Genomic DNA, 19,511 nt, shown 5'->3' with positions numbered 1-19,511 from the left:
GAGTTACTTTCTTTTGTCAAAAGCGACAAAAGAAAGGTAACCAAAGAAAAACGCTTTTCTTTGGATCAAGTGCCCGCAANNNNTCCTGTCTCGGTGGCGCACGGCGCACATCCATGTGCGCCGCCCTTCGGGTGTGCTGTTGTCAATGCGAGTGCGTGGCTTCGCAGCGCTGGATGAATTGCGCGGCTTCAGGCCCAAGCAAAAGCGACATGGCCTATCTGTAGGAGCGGCGCAAGCCGCGACCGCGCCATTACGGCTACGCCGCAGGTTGCGATGCATGCGCAATGTCGCGGTCGCGGCTTGCGACCGAAGGAAATCCAGCAGGACGCCGCTCCTACAGCGGCTGCGATGCCGCTACGCGAATGGTGCGCTCTGCAAAAGAGCGATGGCGATGACGTCGCCGACTTGCCTCGGCAACAGCAACTTCGACGACCAATTCGATTCGATCGCAATCCAAAAGCGGACACCGGCCTGAACGCGAAACCGCGCCGGCGCGCCAAAACTCGCCGACGCATCACCCTTCAACTCACTGCTGCCGCAACGCCTCGATCGGATCGAGCTGCGACGCCTTGCGCGCCGGGTAATAACCGAAGAACAACCCCGTCGCGATCGAAAACCCCGCCGCCAAACCGATCACCTGACCGTTCAAGGCGATCGGCAACGCGCCGAACTTGCCGACCAGGATCGTGCCGACCACGCCGATCGCGATGCCCAGCGCGCCGCCGATCAGCGAGATCAGCATCGCTTCGGCCAGGAACTGCGACTGGATGTCGCGCGGGCCCGCGCCGACCGCCATGCGCAGGCCGATCTCGCGGATGCGCTCGGTCACCGACACCAGCATGATGTTCATGATGCCGATGCCGCCGACGATCAAGGAAATCGTCGCCACCGCGCCGAGCAACAACGACATCAGCCGCGTCGTCTGGGTGCGCGTGGCCACCACTTCGGCGATGTTGCGCACGGTGAAATCGTCGTCGCCGCCGGGCTGGATCTTGTGGCGCTGACGCAGCAGCGCTTCGATCTGCTCCTGCGCGTACGACACGTCCTCGGCGCGGCCGACGCCGACCGCGATCTGCATCACCGCGCCGTTGGGCAGGCCCATCGCGCCGAGCAGGCGACGACGGCCGGTTTCCAGCGGCACCAGCACCACGTCGTCCTGGTCCTGGCCGAAACCGCCCTGGCCCTTGGGCTTAAGCGTGCCGATCACGGTGAACGGCACCCGGCCCAGGCGGATGGTCTGGCCGATCGCGTCTTCGTCGCCGAACAACTCGCGGCGCACGCTCTCGCCGAGGATCACCGACTTGGTGCCGCTGCCGTAGTCGCGCTGTTCGAAACTCGAACCGCCGGCGATCACCCAGCCGTTGATGTCGAAGAAATCCGCCTGCACGCCGTGCCACTGGGTCGACCAGTTGTTCTCGGCGAACACCGCCTGGGTACCGCCGCGCAAGGACGCGGCCACGTACTGCACCTCGGGCACTTCGTTGCGGATCGCTTCGCCGTCGTCCTCGGTCAAGGTAAAGAAACTCGACGAACTCAGACGCACGCCGCCGGTGCCGCGCCCGCCGCCACCGGAACTGATATCGAGTCGATTGGAGCCCAGACCCGAGACCAGCTTGTCGATTTCCGACTGGGTGCCCTGCCCGACCGAAACCATCACGATCACCGCCGCGATGCCGATGATCACGCCGAGCGAGGTCAACGCGCTGCGCAGCCAATTGCCGCGCAAGGCGAAGATCGCGGTGCTGAGCACTTCGAAGAAGTTCATGCGCCGGCCTCCTGCACATGCAGTTCGCCGTCGCGCATCACGAAGATGCGGTCGGCGTGCGCGGCCACGTCCGGGTCGTGGGTGATCAGCACCACGGTGTGATCGTCGGCCTGCAATCGCTTGAACAAGGCCAGGATTTCCTCGCCGGTGCGGGTGTCGAGCGCGCCGGTGGGTTCGTCGGCGAGCAGGATCGGCGGGCGGTTGATCAGCGCGCGCGCGATCGCCACGCGCTGCTGCTGGCCGCCGGACAATTCGCTGGGACGATGGCCGGCGCGCGCGCCCAGGCCGACCGATTCCAGCGCCTCGTGCGCGCGTTGCAGCCGCTCCTCGCGCTTGATGTTGGCGTAGCCCATCGGCATCGCCACGTTCTCCAGCGCGCTCATCCGCGGCAACAGATTAAAGCCCTGGAACACGAAACCGATCTTGTCGCGGCGCAGGATCGCGCGCTCTTCCTTGTCGAGCGTGGCCACGTCGATGCCGTCGCACAGGTACACGCCGCTGGTCGGCGTGTCGAGGCAGCCGATCAGGTTCATCAGGGTCGACTTGCCCGAGCCCGACGGCCCCATGATCGCGACAAACTCGCCGCGCGCGATCGACAGCTCGACCCCGTGCAGCGCGACCACCTCGGCCTCGCTGCCCGGCGAATAGACCTTGCCCAGATCGCGGGTCTCGATGACCGCGGTGGCCTCAGCGGCGCGACTCATTTCGTGCCGCGCCCCGTGCCGACCACGACCTCGTCGCCTTCGGCGATGTTGCCCGAGACTTCGGTCCAGCTGCCGTCGCTCGCGCCGACCCGCACCGTCACCGCCTGCGGTTCGCCCTTGACCAGTTTGTACAGCGGCACGCGGCGCGCGCTGACCAAGGCTGCGACCTCACTGTCCCATTGGCTGCGCTGCGCGTCGCTCAGCGATTCGCGAAACGCGCCGAACTGCTGGTTGAACCGTTCGAGCATGCGCTGACGCGCGGCGCCGGAGATCGCGCCGCCGCCGCGGTTCGCGTTGCGGTTGTTGTTGCCGCCACCGCCGCCGCCCGGGCCGCGTCCGCCGCCCATGATAATCGGCGCGCCGCCACCGGGCGGACCGCCGGCGGCACCGCCCGCCGGCGCCGCGGTGCGCGCGGCCATGCGCTGCTTCATCTGTTCCAGCGCGGCGTCGAACGCGGCCTGCTGGTTCGCATCGAGCTTGAGCTTGGCCGCGACCGCCGGCAGATCGTTGCCGAGTCCGCCGCGCGCGCCGCCGGGACCACCCGCCGCGCTGGCCGCGGCCGGGTCGTCGTCGGCCGGCTTGTAGCGCAGCGCGGCGTTGCCGACCCGCAGCACGTCGTCGCGATGGCTGACTTCGATCTCGGCGTTGGCGGTCATGCCCGGCAGCAGCACGCCGTCGGGGTTGTCGACCGCGACCACCACCGGGTAGGTGATGACGTTGCTGGTGTTGGTCGCCGACAGCCGCACCTGCTGGACGTTGCCGCGGAATTTTCGGTCCGGGAACGAATCGACGGTGAAGTCGACGCTCTGGCCCGGCTTGACCTGACCGATGTCGGCTTCGTCGATCGCCAGCACGATCTCCATCTTCGACAGGTCCTCGGCGATCTGGAACAGCACCGGCGACTGCAGGCTGGCGGCGACAGTCTGACCGGGTTCGATGGTGCGGGTCAGGACCACGCCGTCTACCGGCGCGCGGATCACCGTGCGTTGCAGGTTCAAACGCGAGGTCTGGGTCGAGGCGATCTGCTGGTTGATCTGCGCCTGCGCGCCGGCCAGTTGCGCGCGCGCCTGATCGCGCGCGGCGCGGGCGAGGTCGGCGTCGCTGCGCGCGACGAGCTGGTTCTTGGCCAGTTCGGTCTTGCGCTGGTAATCGAGTTCGGCGTTGCGCAAGGTGGCCTGCGCGGTCGCCAGACCGGCGCGGGCGTTGTTGACCTGCGCGGTGCCCTGGGCGATCTGCGCTTCGTACGTGCTCGGATCGATGCGCGCGATCACCTGGCCCTTGGTGACCCGGTCGTTGAAGTCGGCCAGCACGTCGGTGACTTGGCCTGAAATCTGGCTGCCCACGTCGACGGTCGAGATCGCCGACAGCGCGCCGGTGGCCGAGATCGCCACGCGGATGTCGCCGCGTTCGACCTTGGCGGTGCGGTAGGCGCTCGCGGCCTGCTCGGCATTGCGCTGGCGATAGAAGTACCAACCGCCGCCGGCCACCGCCAACACCACCACGGCGATCACGATGCGCTTGGGCCAGGGCGAACGGCGCGGGCGCAGGGTCTTGTTCGGACTGGACGGGGAGGTCGGCTTGGCTGCGCTCATGGAGTTCGGTTCGAAGGCTATGGAGGCGCGAACGCGCACGGCTGAACAGGGTTGACACTCGCGCTGAAGTTGATCGATTTTGGCGCGATCGGTTCAGTTTCGTCGTGGGGCATGGATACGGCAAGCGCGGCGGTCGCGGGTCGTCGCGGCGTGGCTCGCTGTCCGCGCAAGCTCATGGATACACGGATGCGGCCTGGCGGCGAAGCGTCGCGCAACGGCTTCGCCGCGGTTGTCGCGGCGCGGTGCGACTCGCGCCAGCACGGCCACTTCGATCAACCCGACAGATCGAAATGCAGATCGGCGGTGTAACGAAGATCTTTCGCGCCCGTGCGCAGCAAGGTGGCTTCGTGCTTGTGCGCATGCGGCGGGGCGACGATGCCCTGCGCCACGCGCCGCACCCCGGTGGTCTTCGCCAGACCCGTGCACCAGGCCTGCCAGCGCTTGCCGTTGCGACGATCGCGATAGCCCACGCCTTCGAGCTGTTCGGGTACGGCCGGCACCGGCGTGAGCAGATCGAGGTATTCGACCAGCCCACGCTCGGGGCCGTCGTCGTCGGCCACCGCGTGGCAATACACCGCGGTCCACAAGTCTTCGCTCAGACGCACCGCGTACACATCGCCGGCCGCGACCGGCCCGGGCAGCGAGCGTCCAGCCACGCGCGGCGCGGTCCCGCGCTTGGGCTTGGCCGCGACCGGCGCCGACGGCCGCGTCGCGGGTTTGCGGATGCCGCCGAACAGACGCTCGACCACCGCCGTGTTGATGCCGTCGTCGGCGCTCCACCACGCCAGTGGCGCCGGCACTTCGACCCGGATGTTGGGCCGCTGATCGCGTTCGACCGCGCTGGTCCAGCCGGTGAACAGGCCCGGGTGCTCGGCGTTTTCGATCACGCTGATGAAGGACAAGGCCTCGAGCGTGGATTCGCAGCGATACACCGTGTTCGCGCTGAGCAGCTTGGCGGCCTTGAGCGCCTTGCGCGCGACGCTGTAGCGGCTGCCCGCGGGCAATCCGGCCAGCAGTTCGAGCAGGCTGTGGAAGGTCCAGGCGTCGTGTTCGCTCGGTTGCGGCCAAGTCGGATGGGCGAGCGCGAATTCCAGCGCGGCCACCGCTTCGACCGGCCCGTCACTGCCCCAGCCGGTGCCCTGGATCGATCGGAACAACGCGCGCTCGGTCAGGTCGAGCGGGCCGCGCGCGTCGTGAAAACAGACCCGGCAGATCGGGTTGCTCTGGCTCATCGGCAGGAATTCGTGCGCCGGCATCGCCAGGCCCAGGCAGGCGGCGGGCAGGACCGATTGCCAGCTCAGGTCGGCGCTGCTCAAGGAGGTGACGAACGCCTCGGCGGCCTTGGTCAGATCGACGCGCGCGGCCAACTCGCGCAATCGCGTCACCGCTTCGTCGTGGGTCGTCGCGCTCAGCGCGTTGGGCGGCAGTCCGGCCGCATCGAGCGCCTGCAGGTCCTGCGCCGAGATCGTGCTCGGCACCTTGTGCAGATAGCGTCCGTCGGCATCGAAGTAGGTCGTGCCGTCGAGATAGATGCGTTCGAGCAGGGCTCGGATTTCGGGTTTCATGGCCTGGGGGATCGCGTCGGCGTGATCGGCCGAATATATACCCGGCGCCGCGCGCGATTCGTCGCTGCCGCGTCGGGATACGGGCCGACACGCTCGAGCCGTTTGCGATGCAACCGCTCAGCATGCCAACAGGCACATCCAGCGCAGCACTGTCGCCCGTCGATGGCCGCCGCTCAGGCCTCGGGCACCCGCGGCGCCGGCAGGACCGCGCCGTTCGACAACATAGCCGCGCTCGGCTTGAAGCGGATCACCGCGGTGGTGCCCTCATCGGGCGCGCTGGTCAGGGTAACCGGCCAACCGAACCGTTCGCCCAGGCGGCGCACGATCGACAAGCCCATGCCCTTGCCGTCGCTGGCGGAGAAGTCGGCGCGGTAGAACGGGGTGAACGCCTTGGTCAGCGTTTCCACCGACATGCCGATGCCGGTGTCGCGGATCTCGATGCAGTCGCGGCTCAGGTACACGTCGATGCGGCCGGCATCGGTGAAGCGCACCGCGTTGCTGAGCAGGTTGCCGATCATCACCCCGAGCGCATGCGGCGGCGCGGTCAGGCGCGGGCCGCCTTCGTCGTACAGGTGCAGTTCGACCGGCTTGCCGTTGAGCAGCGGCAGGATGCGTTCCATCTCGTTGTCGACGATGTCGCGCACCGCGAATTCCTCCGACTGCGGCTCGACGTCGGATTCGCGGGCCAGGATCAGGAAGGCGTCGATCACCGCCTCCATGTCGCGGCCGGCGCGCTGCACCCGCAGCAGCGAGCGCTGCGCGCGCAGCGGCGTGTCCGGATCGGCCAGCATCAGGTCGGTGGCGACCCGGATCACGGTCAGCGGGGTGCGCAGTTCGTGGCTGGCGTCGCGAGTGAAATCGCGCTCGCGCTGGACGAAATCGCTGACCCGCTCGGCCAGGCCGCTGAGCGCGCTCGACAGGCGCCGTACTTCGCTGCCGGGGTCGTAGGGGAATTTGATCGGCTCGATCAGGCTGGTGTCGGGATCGCGCGGATCCCACTGCGAGACCACGTTGGCCAGCCAGCTCACCGGCGACACCAGGCGCTTGGAGGTGCGGTAGGTATGCCAGGAAATCAGGTAGGTGGTCAGCAGCGACAGCAGCAGCGAGAACAGGCCGGTGTAGAGGATGGCCTCGTCGATCAGCTCGGTCGCGTAGACCATGTAGAAGGTGCCGGGCTCCCGCCGGTCGACCAGCACCACCCGGCCGCCGCCGGGCAGGTTGTGCAGGCCCGAGTCGGCGCCGCGGATCGCCGCCGGCAGCAGCGAATCGCTGGCCCCGGCCGGAACGAAATGGCCGCGCGTGGTCGAGGTGCGCGGCAGCGGGTAGTCGATATCGCGGGTACGCCCGGCCCAGTAGTCGTCGGCCTCGCGCTGCATGCGTTGTTCCAGCACGACGTGGCGCACCGCGAGTCCCGCCAGGAGAATACCCAGCGTGATCGCGATGCTGCCGATCACGGCTTGCAGAATGAACGCAAGCTTGATCTTGCGCGGGAGCCCTTGCGGCATGACGGCGAAAACCGCGTCAGTCCGGCGGCTGGGAAATGTCCGCCACGCGATAGCCGGCGCTTTGCACGGTATGCAGCAGTTGCTTGCCGAACGGCTTGTCGATGGTCTTGCGCAGGTTGTACAGATGGCTGCGCAGGGTGTCCGAATCGGGCAGGCCGTTGCCCCAGATCTCGCGTTCGATTTCCTGGCGGCTGACCACGCGCGGCGATTCGCGCATCAGGATGGTCAGCAGGCGCAGGCCGATCGGCGACAGTTGCAGTTCGCTGCCGCCGCGGGTGACCCGCAGGCTGGCCGGATCGAGCACGAGGTCGGCGACCTTGAGCACTTCGCCGCCAACCTGGCGGCGTTCGCGACGGATCAGTGCGCGCAGGCGCGCTTCCAGTTCCTGGATCGCGAACGGCTTGGTCAGGTAATCGTCGGCGCCGGCGCTCAGGCCGGTGAGTTTTTCGTCGAGCGTGTCGCGCGCGGTCAGCATCAGCACCGGGGTGGACTTGCGCGCTTCTTCACGCAGCTTCTTGCAGACCTCGATGCCGTCCATGCGCGGCAGCATCAGGTCCAGCACGATCACGTCGTAGCTGTTCTCGGTGGCCAGACGGTAGCCGTCGAGACCGTCGGCTGCGTAATCGACCTCGAAACCGCGGCTTTCGAGGTATTCACCGACCATCTCGGAGATATTGCGGTTGTCTTCGACGATGAGGACCAGACCCCCGTCTCTCGTACCCTGCATGCAGCCTCTCCATTCCTTCAGTTTTGTGAAGGTTGCCCTCCACAAGGTGGACGGCCCGTGAAGGTGGTGGCTACGCTGGCCTTTAATCTCACCGTCCTTGTGTCCTCCATCCCATCCCGCCCGGACTTCCGATGCTCGCCGACCGCCTCTACCCGATCCTGCTGTTGCTGGGGTCCAACATCTTCATGACCTTCGCCTGGTACGGACACCTGAAGTACAAATCCTCGCCGCTGGTGCTGGCGATCGCGGTCAGCTGGGGCATCGCCCTGTTCGAGTACTGCCTGCAGGTGCCGGCCAACCGCATGGGCAGCGCGGTGTACTCGGCCCCGCAGCTCAAGGGCATGCAGGAGGTGATCACCCTGCTGGTGTTCGCCGGCTTCTCGGTCTGGTACCTGGGCGAGCCGATGAAGTGGAACCACTGGGCCGGGTTCGGCCTGATCGTGGTGGCGGCGTGGCTGATCTTCCTGGAGTGAGCCGCGGCATGACGCCTTCCAGCGCCCCGCCGAGCGTGGACATCGGCCTGTACGACCTGCTCGACGAGTACTTGACCCATGGCGATCTGGTGTCGCTTGCGCCACTAGGGCTGTTCCCCGACGACAAGCCGCGCATGCTCGCCGAAGGGTTCGAACCGGTCGGCGCGCCGGCCGAATTCAACATGCTGGAAAAGGACGTGTCGATCCGGCATCGGCGCGGCTGGTTTGCGGCCACGCTGAAGCCGTTTTATTACGGCGACCGCTACATCAGCACCGGTTTGGCCCTGCCGTGGAGACGGCTGCGCCTGTCCTCACTGCTGCGCTGGCTGCGCACGCGCCACCCGGCGCGGACGCGGGTTCTATTTCATCTGGTCGACGCCGAACAAGGCGCGCTGCTGGTCGGCGAGACCACCGCCTTCCATTTCCATCGCCAGGGTCGGCGCTATTACGTCACCACGATCGAGACCGGCAGCGCTGCCGGCGAAAAGCCGTCATGGCATTACAGCGCCGCGCAGTGGGTCAGGCGGCTGATGAGCGCGTTCGGCGACGCAGGCACGATGCGCGCCATGGCCGATGGCGATGCGCAGGTGCTGGCGGCTCTGGCCGAGATCGAGCCCTACTTCGGCGGCGACTGATCGAGTCAGCGAGGAACCAGCGAAGCCACCCAGTATTTTGTGGGAGGGGCTTCAGCCCCGACGCCTTTCGTTCCGATCGCGGTGACCTTGCACGCAGCGCTTTCGCGGCCCAACTACACAACCCGACAACGCGACCGCGTCACGGACCGCAGATCGATTCGACTTCGACATCGCGCGCCCACATGTCGTAGCCGATCTGCATCGTCATCGCGCCGCGCCACACGGTGCGAGTGCTGACATCCTCATCGCCGGGCGTCTGCCCCGGCGACAACGGCGTCCAACCGCCGTCGCCGTCTTCGACGAATTGCCGCGGCGGTTGCAGGCGCAGATGCACCGACACCCGTTCGGCCGGTGCCTCCCACTCCAGATCCGTGCCGCGCTGGCCTTGCACGGTCCTGGCTTCGACGGCGAAATCGCCGTCGCTGCGGCGCAGCGTCAGCGGCTGGCCGCGCAGCGAAAGGAACAAGGCCGGCCATGCGTCCAGACTGGCGTTGTCGTCGCCGTTCGCGCGCCAGACCGTCGCCATCACCGCATCGCGTTCGCGCTCGCCTTCGCCCCGCAGCGTTGCGGCCGGGCGCACTCGGACGATCGGACAGGTCTTGCTGTCCATGGCCTGATCGAGCCAGGCCGAACGGCGCATCGGCAGATCGGGGCCGGCGATCTGCCCCACGCTGGCGGGCACGGTCAGCGGCGCGAGGCACAGCGCCGCGAGCAGTACGAGTGCGACGGGGCGGATCGATGCCATGGCCTTGCGTCCTTGCGTTGCGTGTGGGTGGAGCGTGGCGCCGATCGTCGCGCGATCGGATCAGATGAAAGCGGCCGCGCGGCGACAGCCTTCAGAACTTTATCTTGCCGGTGAGGATGTCCTTGAACATCACCCAATCGCCGACGAAGGAATACAGCGGATGCTTGAAGGTCGCCGGCCGGTTCTTCTCGAAGAAGAAATGCCCGACCCAGGCGAAACCGTAACCGCACACCAGCGCGCCCAGCAACAACCACGGCCGGCCGCCGGCGATCGCCAACGCGAGCAGGATCAACACCCCGCAACTGCCAATGAAATGCAGGCGCCGGCTGGTGCGGTTGCTGTGCTCGCTCAAGTAGAACGGATAGAACTCGCTGAAGCTTGCGAAACGGCTGGCCATCGATTCCTCCTGCTCGCTGTCGTGCTTGCTGATGTGCTTGTTGTCGGACCGCGCACGCGCCGCCGCGGTTATTGCAATTGCCGGGCAGGCGTCGGTTGCGCAACCGGATCACCACGCCGAACACCGCCAGGATCGCACCCATCGCGGTCAGTGCCTTGAACCAGCCGCGCTCGCTGAGGCCGAAGTAGAACAGTACCGCGCCCAGCAGCAACGGAAATATCACCACGACGACACTTCCGCGCCGGACCTGGCGGAAACTGGCCTCGCTGTTGGCGATCGGCGCATCGCCGCGAGAGAGGCAGATGCCGAGGGGCTTCGCCGGGAGCGTGGCGGTAGCAGTGCATCGGGGCGGGCGGCCGGTATTGCGGGGATGGCTGGATCGTGAACCGCGGGCTGGCGTGCCGCAAGTCATGGGCGCGGCGGTCAGTCCTCAACCTTGCCGCCGAACATGCCGCGCGCCTTGAGCACGGTGCGCTTCTTGACCTCGAACAGGTCCCGCACCGGAGTGCCGGTCAGGCAATAGGCCTTGTCGCCCTCGACGGGGAAATCCTTGCGCGCGAACAACGTAGCCACGTCGCGCGCGCTCCACCTCGGTCGGATCGGATGATAGGCATCGGGACCGAATGCCATCGGTTTGGCCTCGACGATACCCTTGCGCTGCTGCGCTTGACGTTCACCGACCGGGCCGCAGCCGACCCATTCACCGGCGGCATTACGGAACACCGGCTCGAACTGATACTTCTGGTGATACAGCTTGCCGTTCTCGCGCGAAACGAACAACAACGAATGGGGAAACGCTTCGAACGGCGGCCGGCCATAGTGATCATAGGCCTCGAATTCGATCGTGTCGCCGTCGTAATGCCCGTAGACGATCTGCTTGATCCGATAACGGGCCTTGAAGCCGCTGTCCATGATCAAGACATTCGGATTGGTATTCGGCGGCAATTCCTCGACCGAGAGCTTTTCGCCAACGAAAGCGATCAGATTTTCCTCGGGCTCCGGATTGGATCGCCCAGCGTGAGCCTGCGCTCCGCCCAGCATCAGTCCCACCGCCACCCACCCGCGCATCCTGCGTTTCATCGCGTTCTCACTGATCGACTCGAGACCACGATGCTCGGTCAATCAAAGCGACGCCGCAACCTCACCCCGCCCGCGGCGAAAACATGATCACCGCCATCCCCGCCAGACAAAGCGCGGCGCCGAGCAGATCCCAGCGGCTGGGCTTGATCGAATCGACCCACCACAGCCAGAAGATCGCCACGGTGATGTAGACCCCGCCATAGGCCGCATACACCCGGCCCGACGCGGTCGGATGCAGGGTCAGCAACCACGCGAACGCGGCCAGGCTCAATGCCGCCGGCAACAGCAGCCAAGCGCTGCCGCCTTTGCGCAGCCACAGATACGGCAGATAGCAGCCGACGATTTCGGCCAGCGCGGTGATCACGAACAGCAGCAGCGTCTTGAGCATCCGCGACGCCGCCTGCGGCTCAGCTTTCGCCGCGCTCGTTGCGCTTGGACTGTTCCCAGTACGCGTCCTGGCCTTCCAGCGGCAGTTCGGCCAGCGACAATCCATCCTGCGCGGCCAGCAATTCCATCGCGCGGAAGCGGCGTTCGAATTTCAGATTGGCACGGCGCAACGCGGCGCCGACGTCGACCTTGCCGTGCCGCGCCAGATTGGCGCAGACGAACAGCACGTCGCCGATTTCCTCTTCCAGCCGCGCCTGCGCGGCCGCGTCGTCGGGCGCGGCGACGACCGCTTCGAACTCGACCCGCACCTCGTCGATCTCTTCGTGCAACTTGGCGATCACCGGATCCACCGCCGGCCAGTCGAAGCCGACGGCGGCGGCGCGCTTTTGCAGCTTCACCGCGCGCTGCCATTCGGGCAGGCCGCGCGAGATCCCGGCCAGCGCCGAGCTGTCGGTTTCGCCGGCGGCCTCGCGTTCGCGCCGCTTGAGTTCTTCCCAGACCACGGTCTGCGCCTGCGCGTCCTCGACGCTGGCTTCGCCGAACACGTGCGGATGCCGGCGCACCATCTTGTCGCTGATCGCCGCGACCACGTCGTCGAAGGCGAACGCGCCCTGCTCCTGCGCCATCTGCGCATGGAACACCACTTGCAACAGCAGATCGCCGAGTTCGTCCTTGAGCGCGCCCAGGTCGTTACGGTCGATCGCGTCGGCGACTTCGTAGGCTTCCTCGATCGTGTACGGCGCGATCGAGGCGAAATCCTGTTCCAGGTCCCAGGGGCATCCGCCGTCGCGATCGCGCAGCTTGGCCATGATCGCGAGCAGGCCGGCGATGCCTTGCGGCAGATTCAATACTTCAGCCATCGAGCCACTCCCGCCATGGCAGGCCGGCATCGCCCAGAGCGATGAAATCGCCGTTGAGGATGCTGCGGCGCTGGTTGTAACGGAACGGCCGTCCCTGCGGATCGAACACCGCGCCGCCAGCGGCTTCGAGCACGGCCTGGCCGGCCGCGGTGTCCCATTCGCTGGTCGGGCCGAAGCGCGGGTACAGATCGAGCTGCGCTTCGGCGATGCGGCAGAATTTCAGCGACGAGCCCAGGCTCAGCATGGCGATGCCGCCGAGCGCTTCGCGATGTGCGTTGACCATGAAATCTTCGATGCGCGAGTTGTGATGCGAGCGGCTTGCCGCGACCCTCAGCGGCTGCGCCGCCGGCACCTGCACCCGCAGCGCGGTTTCGCGCTCGCCGTCGCGGCGGAACGCGCCAATCTCGCGGCCGCCGTACCACAGCCCGCCGCCGACCGGCGCCAGCACCAGGCCGAACACTGACACGCCGTTTTCGATCAGCGCCAGATTGACCGAGAACTCGCCGTTGCGCTTGACGAATTCGCGGGTGCCGTCGAGCGGATCGACCAGCCACAGCCGCTGCCACGGGCGGCGGCGTTCGAAATCGATTTCGTCGGCGGACTCTTCCGATAGCACCGGCACGTCCGGGGTCAGTCGGGCCAGGCCGTCGAGGATGATGTGATGCGCGGCCATGTCGGCGGCGGTGACCGGCGAGGCGTCGGCCTTGCGCTCGACCGCGAATTCGCCGTGGTAAACCTTCACGATCGCGTCCGACGCGGCGCGCGCGATCGCGATCGCGCCCTCGATCAAGTCGCGATCGGCGATGCCGGGGAGCAGACTCATAACATCGGACTCATAACATCGGACTCATAACATCGGGCTTATGGCGTCGGCCCGGCGGGCGCGACCGCTTCAGTGGCGACCGCGGCATCGGCGGTGACTTGCGGATGCGGCGCGGGCTCGCCGTTGCGCAGCCATTCGCGGGCGATGAACAACGCGGCGATGCTGCGGCCTTCGGAAAAATCCTCGCGCAGGATCAACTCGTGCAGCGCGTCGAGCTTCCACGGCACCACTTCGAGTTCTTCGGGTTCGTCGCCGACCAGGCGCTGCGGATACAGATCGCGCGCCAGCACCAGATGGGCCTGGTGGCTCATGTAGGTCGGCGCCAGGGTCAGCGTGCGCAGCACAGTCAGCGAGCGAGCGCCGTAACCGGCTTCTTCCTTGAGTTCGCGGTCGGCGGCCTCGATCGCGTTCTCGCCGGCGTCGATGCGGCCCTTGACCAGGCCCAGTTCGTAGCGATGCACGCCGGCCGCATACTCGCGTACCAGCAGCACGGTTTCGTCATCGAGCATCGGCACCACCACCACCGCGCCCGGGCCGGCGCCGCGATTGCGGCCGTGCAGGCGCTCGTAGCGGCGGCGTTCGCCGTTGGAGAACTCCAGGTCGAGCGATTCCATCCGGTACGGACCGGCGTCGTGCTCGGTGACGTTGTGGATGATCGGCAGCCGGCGGCTCATGGCGCCGCGCCGAGCAAGAATGATCCGGGCATGAGCACAGGGCAGAAAGGCACGATAATAGGGGGATGCGAGAGATCACTCACGACCCGATGATGCTAACAGAGCCGGGTGCCGACGCGGCGGACTCATGGCGCGAACGCGACCTGAAAGTGCTGTGGCACCCCTGCACCCAGATGCGTGAGCATCCCCACACCCTGCCCTTGCTGCCGATCGCCAGCGGCCGCGGCGAATGGCTGATCGGCCAGGACGGACGCCGCTACCTGGACGCGATTTCCAGTTGGTGGACCAACCTGTTCGGTCATGCCGAGCCGCGCATCGCCCAGGCCATCGCGACCCAGGCGCTGACCCTGGAGCACGTGATCCTGGCCGGCTGCTCGCACCCGCCCGCGGTCGAACTGGCCGAGCGCCTGCTCGCGATCGCGCCGCGCCAGCCCGACCGCGCGCCGCTGAGCAAGGTGTTCTACGCCGACAACGGTTCGGCCGGGGTCGAGGTCGCGCTGAAGATGGCGTTCCACTGGTTCCGCAATCGCGGGGTCGAGGGCCGGACCAAGTTCATCGCCCTGGAAAACGGCTATCACGGCGAAACCCTGGGCGCGCTCGCGGTCGGCGATATTCCGCTGTATCGGCGGATTTACGCGCCGCTGCTGGCCGAATCTATCTTCGCGCCCTCGCCCGACGCCTACGCCTGCGAGGCCGGCGAAACCCCGGCCGAGCGCGCGCGCCACGCGGCGCAGGCTTTGCGCGATCTGCTCGAACGCCATGCCGATGAAGTCTGCGCGCTGATCCTGGAGCCGCGCGTGCAGTGCGCCGGCGGCATGCGCATGCACGATCCGCTGTACCTCAAGCTCGCCCGCGAACTGTGCGACCAACACGGCGTGTTCCTGATCGCCGACGAGATCGCGGTCGGCTTCGGCCGCACCGGCACCATGTTCGCGAGCGAACAGGCCGGGGTCATGCCCGACCTGCTGTGCCTGTCCAAGGGCCTGACCGGCGGCGCGCTCCCGCTGGCGGCGGTGCTGACCACCCAATCGATCTACGACGGCTTCCTCGACGATTCGCGCGAACGCGCCTTTCTGCATTCGCACAGCTACACCGGCAATCCGCTGGCGTGCGCGGCGGCGCTGGCGAGCCTGTCGATCTTCGACGACGACAAGGTGATCGAACGCAATCGCGCGACCTCGCAGCGCATGGCCGCGCTGGCCTCCGAGTTCGTCGATCACCCGCAGGTCGCCGACGTGCGTCAGGCCGGCATGATCGTCGCGTTCGAACTGACCCGCGGCGGCGACAAGCGCACGCCGTTCGATCCGGCCGCGCGCATCGGCCTGCGCGCCTACCGCGCCGCGCTCGAACGCGGCGTGCTGCTGCGCCCGCTCGGCGACACCTTGTACTGGATGCCACCGTACTGCATCGACGACGACGCCTTGAACTTGCTCGCCGCGACCACGCGCGCGGCGATCGATCACGCTGTGCAGGAGGCCGCCGCATGCGCCTGACCCGAGTCCATGTCGACGCCGATCTCGCCGCCGGCCGCGAGGTCGTATTGCCGGAAGGTCCCGCGACCCATCTGGCGCGCGTGCTGCGTCACGAAGTCGGCGATGCCTGCGTGCTGTTCAATGGCGACGGTTGCGATTATCACGGTCGTATTTCGGCGCTGGGCAAGCGCGAGGTGCGGGTGGAGATCGTGTCGGTCGAAGACGTCGCGCGCGAATCGTCGCTGGCCTTGATCCTGCTGCAGGGCATCGCGCGCGGCGAAAAGATGGACCTGATCCTGCAGAAGGCGACCGAACTGGGCGTCAGCGCGCTGCATCCGCTGTGGTCGCAGCGCAGCGAGGTCAAGCTCGACGAAGCGCGCGCGGAGAAGCGCCTCGCGCATTGGCGCAGCGTGGTCGGCTCCGCGTGCGAACAAAGCGGACGCGCGCGCGTGCCCGCCGTGTCGGCGCCGCGTTCGCTGCAGGCGACCTTGGCAGGGCTGGACCCGGGCGGGTTGCGCCTGATCCTGGATCCCGAAGGCGAACTGTCGTTCTCGACCCTGCACGTCGACGCCGACACGCCGGTGCTGCTCGCTATCGGCCCCGAAGGCGGCTGGTCGCCGCTGGACCGCCAGCAACTGCGCGAAGCCGGCTTTCAGGGACTGCGGCTCGGGCCGCGGATTCTGCGCACCGAAACCGCCGGGCTGGCGGCGATCGCGGCCCTGCAGGCGCGGTTTGGCGACTTGGCTTGAGCGAAGATCGCCGAGTCGGCAGCGTATCGGCACAGTTGGTGCCAGCTGAAGTCGGTCACTACGCGATTACCGCCCGAGGAACGCCGGCGCATGACGTGGCGTAGTCGCGGCTCGCGCCGCACCTCAACCGCTCGGCCATCACATCAAGATCGCGAAGACGGCTCCGGCCTGACGGCATACCGCACCAACGCCCGCGGTGACGCACTGTTCAGGGGGGAACTGCGCCACGGACGCCGCCGTCACGACCGAAGCCGCCTTCGCAAACCGTTCGAGCGTTGCTCAGTCCAGGCGCTCGATATCGACCACCAGCGACGCGCTGTAAGTCTTCCAGCTGACCATGATCACGTACGGCCGCTTACGCGAGCCGCTGTTGCTGATCGCGCCGGCCGCGGTCTTGGGCACCGAGATCTCCATGTCGCCGCCGAAGTGCTTGCGCGCGTTGCCGGCCAGGGTGTTGGCCAGTTCGCCGACGGTGTCGCGCAGGTTGGCGTCGGACTGGTCGCTCTCGTTCAAGGCCAGCAGCAGATGCCGGATCATCGCGCGCGGCGCCGACACGGTGATGGTGCCGCGGAACTGGCCGCTGATCGAGATCTGGCCGCTGTAGTCGTAGACCGGCACCGTGCCGCTGTTGTCGTCGAGGAACGCGCCGCGCACCTGCGCCGCTTCCTGGGTGAGCTGATTGAAGTAGTTGGTCACCGCGTCGATGAAGACCTTGATCTCGGTCTCGTTGAGGTCGCTCAAGGCAGCATCTCCAGTAAGGCTTCGACCAGTTGGTCGTCGGTGAACGGCTTGTAGAGGAAGCCACGCGCGCCCTTCTTGAGCGCGCTGATGGCGGTGGTTTTGTCGCTGAGCGCGGAGACGACGAGAATGTTCACCTTCTCGTCGATCGCGGCGATCTGCTCGGTGCACTCCACCCCGCCCAGCTCCGGCATGGTCAAGTCCATCGTCACCACGTCGGGGTGATAGCGCACGAACATGCTCAGCGCCTCGGCGCCGTTGCGGGCCTGGCCCACGATCTCCAGACCGGGCAGGCGCGCATCTCCCGCCAGGCGCGCGATGCGCTGGCGGATCACGTTGGAATCGTCAACGATCATCAGCTTCATCGTGGATCCTGCTCAGAAGGTCAGTTGAAAGTCGGCCGGACCGGCCGGCAGCGCGGGCGCATGCGCGCCGTTGCCGGCGTCGACCGGCTTGCTTTCGGCGACCGGCAAACGGATGCGGAACTCGGTGTAGGCGCCGACCTTGGTCGACAGCGCGATCGTTCCCGACAGCGAACGCACCTGCTTCATCACCAGATCCATGCCGATGCCGTGACCGGCGTCGCGGTCGCTGTGCTCGGCGGTGGACACGCCGGGCTCGAAGATCTTCATGATCACGTCGCGGTCGCTGAGCGTTTCGAGCTGTTCGATGCCGTAGCGGCCCGACGCGCTCAAGGCCGCGCGAATCCGCGCGACATCCAGGCCGCGGCCGTCGTCGCGCACCACCAGCTCGACCTGGCGACTGCCGACGTCCTCGCTGCGGAAACTGACCGTGCCGACCGACGGTTTCGCCCGCGCCTGCCGCTCGGCCGCCGGTTCGATGCCATGCACCACCGCGTTGCGCAGCAGTTGCAGGCCGATCGTGCGCAGCGCGTTCAAGGTTTCGCCCGGCAGGCGATCGAACGCCTGCAATTGCAGATCCAACTGCACCTGTTTGCCCTGTTCGCGGGCGATACGCTCGGCCAGCGTGTTCCAGCCTTCGACCGCGCGCTGCGACGGCGTGACCGCGGCCTGCGGCACCGACACGTCGCGGTTGCCGGCCATGCGGTCGAGGAAATCGCGGATCGTCGCCACGCATTCGAACATGTCGTCCAGATGCACGGTCATCTTGACCATGTCGCTGCCTTCCACCGAGCCGCGGTCGCGCAGGTTGATCAGGTCGACCTCGAAGGTGTGGGCCAGGGCCTCGATCATGTCCAGGCTGAGCGCGGCGGCCTCGCTCTTGAGCGAATGCACGTCGCGGAAGATCGCGTTGACCAGTTCGCTGTAGTCGGTGCCGGTGCGGCGCGCGGCGGCCTGGCGCAGATCGTCGTTGACCCGCTCGAGCACCACGCCGACCCGGTGCAGGAACAGGCGCACTTCGCTGGACTCGCGGCTGAGCACGCGCAGCAGAGCTTCCATTTCCTCGCGGGTGCGGGTCTTCGCCGCGGAGATCTCGTTGGTCAGGCGCACGCGCTCGGAGGCGTCGGACACCGTCACCAGCAGATACACCGTGTCCTCGCTTTCCTGCACGCGGTTGAACTGGAAATTCAGGTAACGCGATTGCAGCTGGCCGCGGCCGTCGCTGCCGCCGGCGACCGGGACTTCCGACAGAGGATTGAGGCTGGCGACCAGGTTTTCCTTGACTCGCTTTCCGAACAGCAGACCCAGGTAATCGCGGGTCGCCTCCAGCGTCTGCGGCGTCACCATCGTGCGCATCACCTCGATCAGGTTCATGCCCGGCTCGACTTTGCGCTGCATGATCTGCGGCAGCGAGTTCGACATCTGGCTGCCGATCACGAAGTCGCTGGTCACCAGAAACAGGCCTTCCTTCACCGTCGCCAGGATGTCGTCGGTCTGCTTGCGCGACTGGACGACGGCGCGGTCGCCCGCGACCAGTCGACGGAACGCGACCAACGCGGTGAACAGGAAGTTCAGCACGATCAAGGCCGCGCCGATGGTCTGAGCCAAGCTCAACTGGCGATTGGCCTGCTCCGTAATCGCCTGCGATGCACTGACCTGCTTGTTGAGGAGCTTGAACAACCCGGTGTTGTTGGCGCGGCCGTAGTCGACCGCGCGGGCCAGCGCGACCGGGTCGACCGTCTCGCCGCCGAGCACGGCGTCGATGTGGCCTTTATACGGCCCCCAGATCGTCGCGATTTCGCGGTTCAATCCGGCCATCTCCGCCGACACGATGCCTTTGTCCAGAGCGGTCGGATTGTCGTCCCCGGGCATCTTGCCGCCCTCGTTGAACAGCTTGATGGTATTGCTGATCAAGTCCGAGCGCTGACGCAGGGCGTCGCTGTTCTCGGTCGAAGCCGGCCGGCCCGCGGCGATGTCCTGCTGCATTTCCAACATCGATCGAAGCACGATCTGCGATGCGCTGCGCTCGCCGCCGGCCAAGTCGCGGGCGTGGGTGCCTTGTCCGATCCGCCCCGACAGCAGCAAGCTCGCGCCGATCAGGGCCACGGAGATGATCAGGAACAGACTCACCGCTACAACCAGAATGAAATACCGTTTCCAGAACGTATTGCCTTTTGTCTGTTGCATGGTGGCTCCCCCTGTGAGCGATGCCGGAATGCGTCCGGCGCTTTTGCATCAGTCCGCCGTCCGCATGGCCC

The 19,511-nt window shown here is 66.9% G+C and carries 20 protein-coding genes and 1 pseudogene; 5 read left to right on the top strand and 16 right to left on the bottom strand.

Going from position 1 to position 19,511, the window contains the following annotated elements; genetic code table 11:
• Positions 1-83: 83 nt before the first annotated feature.
• On the top strand, positions 84-475 hold a 392-nt coding region (locus ASD86_RS27910; protein ID WP_235567785.1), incomplete at its 5' end, for a hypothetical protein.
• Positions 476-526: 51 nt separating this feature from the next.
• Here ASD86_RS27910 and ASD86_RS16515 read toward each other — a convergent pair.
• From ASD86_RS16515 to ASD86_RS16490, 6 genes are all read right to left on the bottom strand, one after another.
• The gene (locus ASD86_RS16515; RefSeq protein WP_056112936.1) at positions 527-1,765 is read right to left on the bottom strand and encodes an ABC transporter permease; all 1,239 of its coding nucleotides are present in this window, start codon (positions 1,763-1,765) and stop codon (positions 527-529) included.
• Positions 1,762-2,469, bottom strand: coding sequence for an ABC transporter ATP-binding protein (locus ASD86_RS16510; protein ID WP_056112933.1), 708 nt, complete (start codon positions 2,467-2,469; stop codon positions 1,762-1,764). The genes ASD86_RS16515 and ASD86_RS16510 overlap by 4 nt, the downstream gene beginning before the upstream one ends.
• Entirely contained in the window at positions 2,466-4,061 is a 1,596-nt protein-coding gene (locus ASD86_RS16505) for an efflux RND transporter periplasmic adaptor subunit (RefSeq protein WP_082578426.1), read from the bottom strand. Before ASD86_RS16505 ends, ASD86_RS16510 begins: the two co-directional genes overlap by 4 nt.
• Before the next feature lie 272 nt (positions 4,062-4,333).
• Entirely contained in the window at positions 4,334-5,626 is a 1,293-nt protein-coding gene (locus tag ASD86_RS16500) for a hypothetical protein (RefSeq protein WP_056112928.1), read from the bottom strand.
• Between the two features lie 173 nt (positions 5,627-5,799).
• Positions 5,800-7,131 (bottom strand): HAMP domain-containing sensor histidine kinase, encoded by a 1,332-nt coding sequence (locus ASD86_RS16495; protein WP_056112926.1) that lies wholly within the window; start codon positions 7,129-7,131, stop codon positions 5,800-5,802.
• Positions 7,132-7,147: 16 nt separating this feature from the next.
• Entirely contained in the window at positions 7,148-7,858 is a 711-nt protein-coding gene (locus tag ASD86_RS16490) for a response regulator transcription factor (protein ID WP_036112873.1), read from the bottom strand.
• A 131-nt stretch (positions 7,859-7,989) separates the two neighbouring features.
• Here ASD86_RS16490 and ASD86_RS16485 point away from each other — a divergent pair, with 131 nt between their 5' ends.
• Complete coding sequence (locus tag ASD86_RS16485; RefSeq protein ID WP_036112871.1) at positions 7,990-8,331, top strand: DMT family protein; 342 nt, start codon at positions 7,990-7,992, stop codon at positions 8,329-8,331.
• 8 nt (positions 8,332-8,339) lie between these two features.
• The gene (locus ASD86_RS16480; RefSeq protein WP_157476765.1) at positions 8,340-8,966 is read left to right on the top strand and encodes a hypothetical protein; all 627 of its coding nucleotides are present in this window, start codon (positions 8,340-8,342) and stop codon (positions 8,964-8,966) included.
• A 139-nt stretch (positions 8,967-9,105) separates the two neighbouring features.
• Here ASD86_RS16480 and ASD86_RS16475 read toward each other — a convergent pair whose 3' ends face one another.
• The 7 genes and pseudogenes from ASD86_RS16475 to nudE form a co-directional block, all read right to left on the bottom strand.
• Positions 9,106-9,711 carry a hypothetical protein gene (locus tag ASD86_RS16475; protein ID WP_056112919.1) on the bottom strand — a complete coding sequence of 202 codons (606 nt, stop codon included), beginning with the start codon at positions 9,709-9,711 and terminating at the stop codon, positions 9,106-9,108.
• Between the two features lie 91 nt (positions 9,712-9,802).
• The gene (locus ASD86_RS16470; RefSeq protein WP_056112916.1) at positions 9,803-10,108 is read right to left on the bottom strand and encodes a DUF962 domain-containing protein; all 306 of its coding nucleotides are present in this window, start codon (positions 10,106-10,108) and stop codon (positions 9,803-9,805) included.
• A gap of 423 nt (positions 10,109-10,531) precedes the next feature.
• Positions 10,532-11,230 (bottom strand): hypothetical protein, encoded by a 699-nt coding sequence (locus tag ASD86_RS16460; protein WP_157476763.1) that lies wholly within the window; start codon positions 11,228-11,230, stop codon positions 10,532-10,534.
• A gap of 19 nt (positions 11,231-11,249) precedes the next feature.
• Positions 11,250-11,576: a YnfA family protein gene (locus ASD86_RS16455; RefSeq protein ID WP_056112907.1), complete on the bottom strand. Its 327-nt coding sequence runs from the start codon at positions 11,574-11,576 to the stop codon at positions 11,250-11,252.
• A 19-nt stretch (positions 11,577-11,595) separates the two neighbouring features.
• On the bottom strand, positions 11,596-12,435 hold the full coding sequence (gene mazG / locus ASD86_RS16450; RefSeq protein WP_082578425.1) for a nucleoside triphosphate pyrophosphohydrolase: 840 nt from the start codon (positions 12,433-12,435) through the stop codon (positions 11,596-11,598).
• On the bottom strand, positions 12,428-13,258 hold the full coding sequence (cysQ, locus tag ASD86_RS16445; protein WP_056112905.1) for a 3'(2'),5'-bisphosphate nucleotidase CysQ: 831 nt from the start codon (positions 13,256-13,258) through the stop codon (positions 12,428-12,430). The genes mazG and cysQ overlap by 8 nt, the downstream gene beginning before the upstream one ends.
• Positions 13,259-13,386: 128 nt before the next feature.
• Positions 13,387-13,932 (bottom strand): annotated as a pseudogene (nudE, locus tag ASD86_RS16440) (ADP compounds hydrolase NudE); the annotation flags it as partial.
• A gap of 92 nt (positions 13,933-14,024) precedes the next feature.
• On the opposite strand from nudE, the gene bioA reads away from it, so the two are divergent.
• Together bioA and ASD86_RS16430 are read left to right on the top strand one after the other, a co-directional pair.
• On the top strand, positions 14,025-15,425 hold the full coding sequence (gene bioA / locus ASD86_RS16435; protein ID WP_235567791.1) for an adenosylmethionine--8-amino-7-oxononanoate transaminase: 1,401 nt from the start codon (positions 14,025-14,027) through the stop codon (positions 15,423-15,425).
• Positions 15,416-16,153 (top strand): 16S rRNA (uracil(1498)-N(3))-methyltransferase, encoded by a 738-nt coding sequence (locus ASD86_RS16430; protein ID WP_056112898.1) that lies wholly within the window; start codon positions 15,416-15,418, stop codon positions 16,151-16,153. The genes bioA and ASD86_RS16430 overlap by 10 nt, the downstream gene beginning before the upstream one ends.
• A 279-nt stretch (positions 16,154-16,432) precedes the next feature.
• Here ASD86_RS16430 and ASD86_RS16425 read toward each other — a convergent pair whose 3' ends face one another.
• The 3 genes from ASD86_RS16425 to ASD86_RS16415 are packed head-to-tail and all read right to left on the bottom strand — an operon-like array spanning position 16,433 to position 19,440.
• Positions 16,433-16,894, bottom strand: coding sequence for a chemotaxis protein CheX (locus tag ASD86_RS16425; RefSeq protein ID WP_056112895.1), 462 nt, complete (start codon positions 16,892-16,894; stop codon positions 16,433-16,435).
• A complete protein-coding gene (locus ASD86_RS16420; protein ID WP_036112846.1) occupies positions 16,891-17,256 on the bottom strand; it encodes a response regulator in 366 nt (121 codons plus the stop codon). The genes ASD86_RS16425 and ASD86_RS16420 overlap by 4 nt, the downstream gene beginning before the upstream one ends.
• 12 nt (positions 17,257-17,268) lie before the next feature.
• On the bottom strand, positions 17,269-19,440 hold the full coding sequence (locus ASD86_RS16415) for an ATP-binding protein (RefSeq protein ID WP_056112893.1): 2,172 nt from the start codon (positions 19,438-19,440) through the stop codon (positions 17,269-17,271).
• Between the last annotated feature and the right edge of the window lie 71 nt (positions 19,441-19,511).

Origin of the sequence: Lysobacter sp. Root690 (assembly GCF_001427785.1) — a bacterium.
Taxonomy (GTDB): domain Bacteria; phylum Pseudomonadota; class Gammaproteobacteria; order Xanthomonadales; family Xanthomonadaceae; genus Lysobacter.
This window is presented reverse-complemented; position numbering and strand designations above follow the sequence as displayed.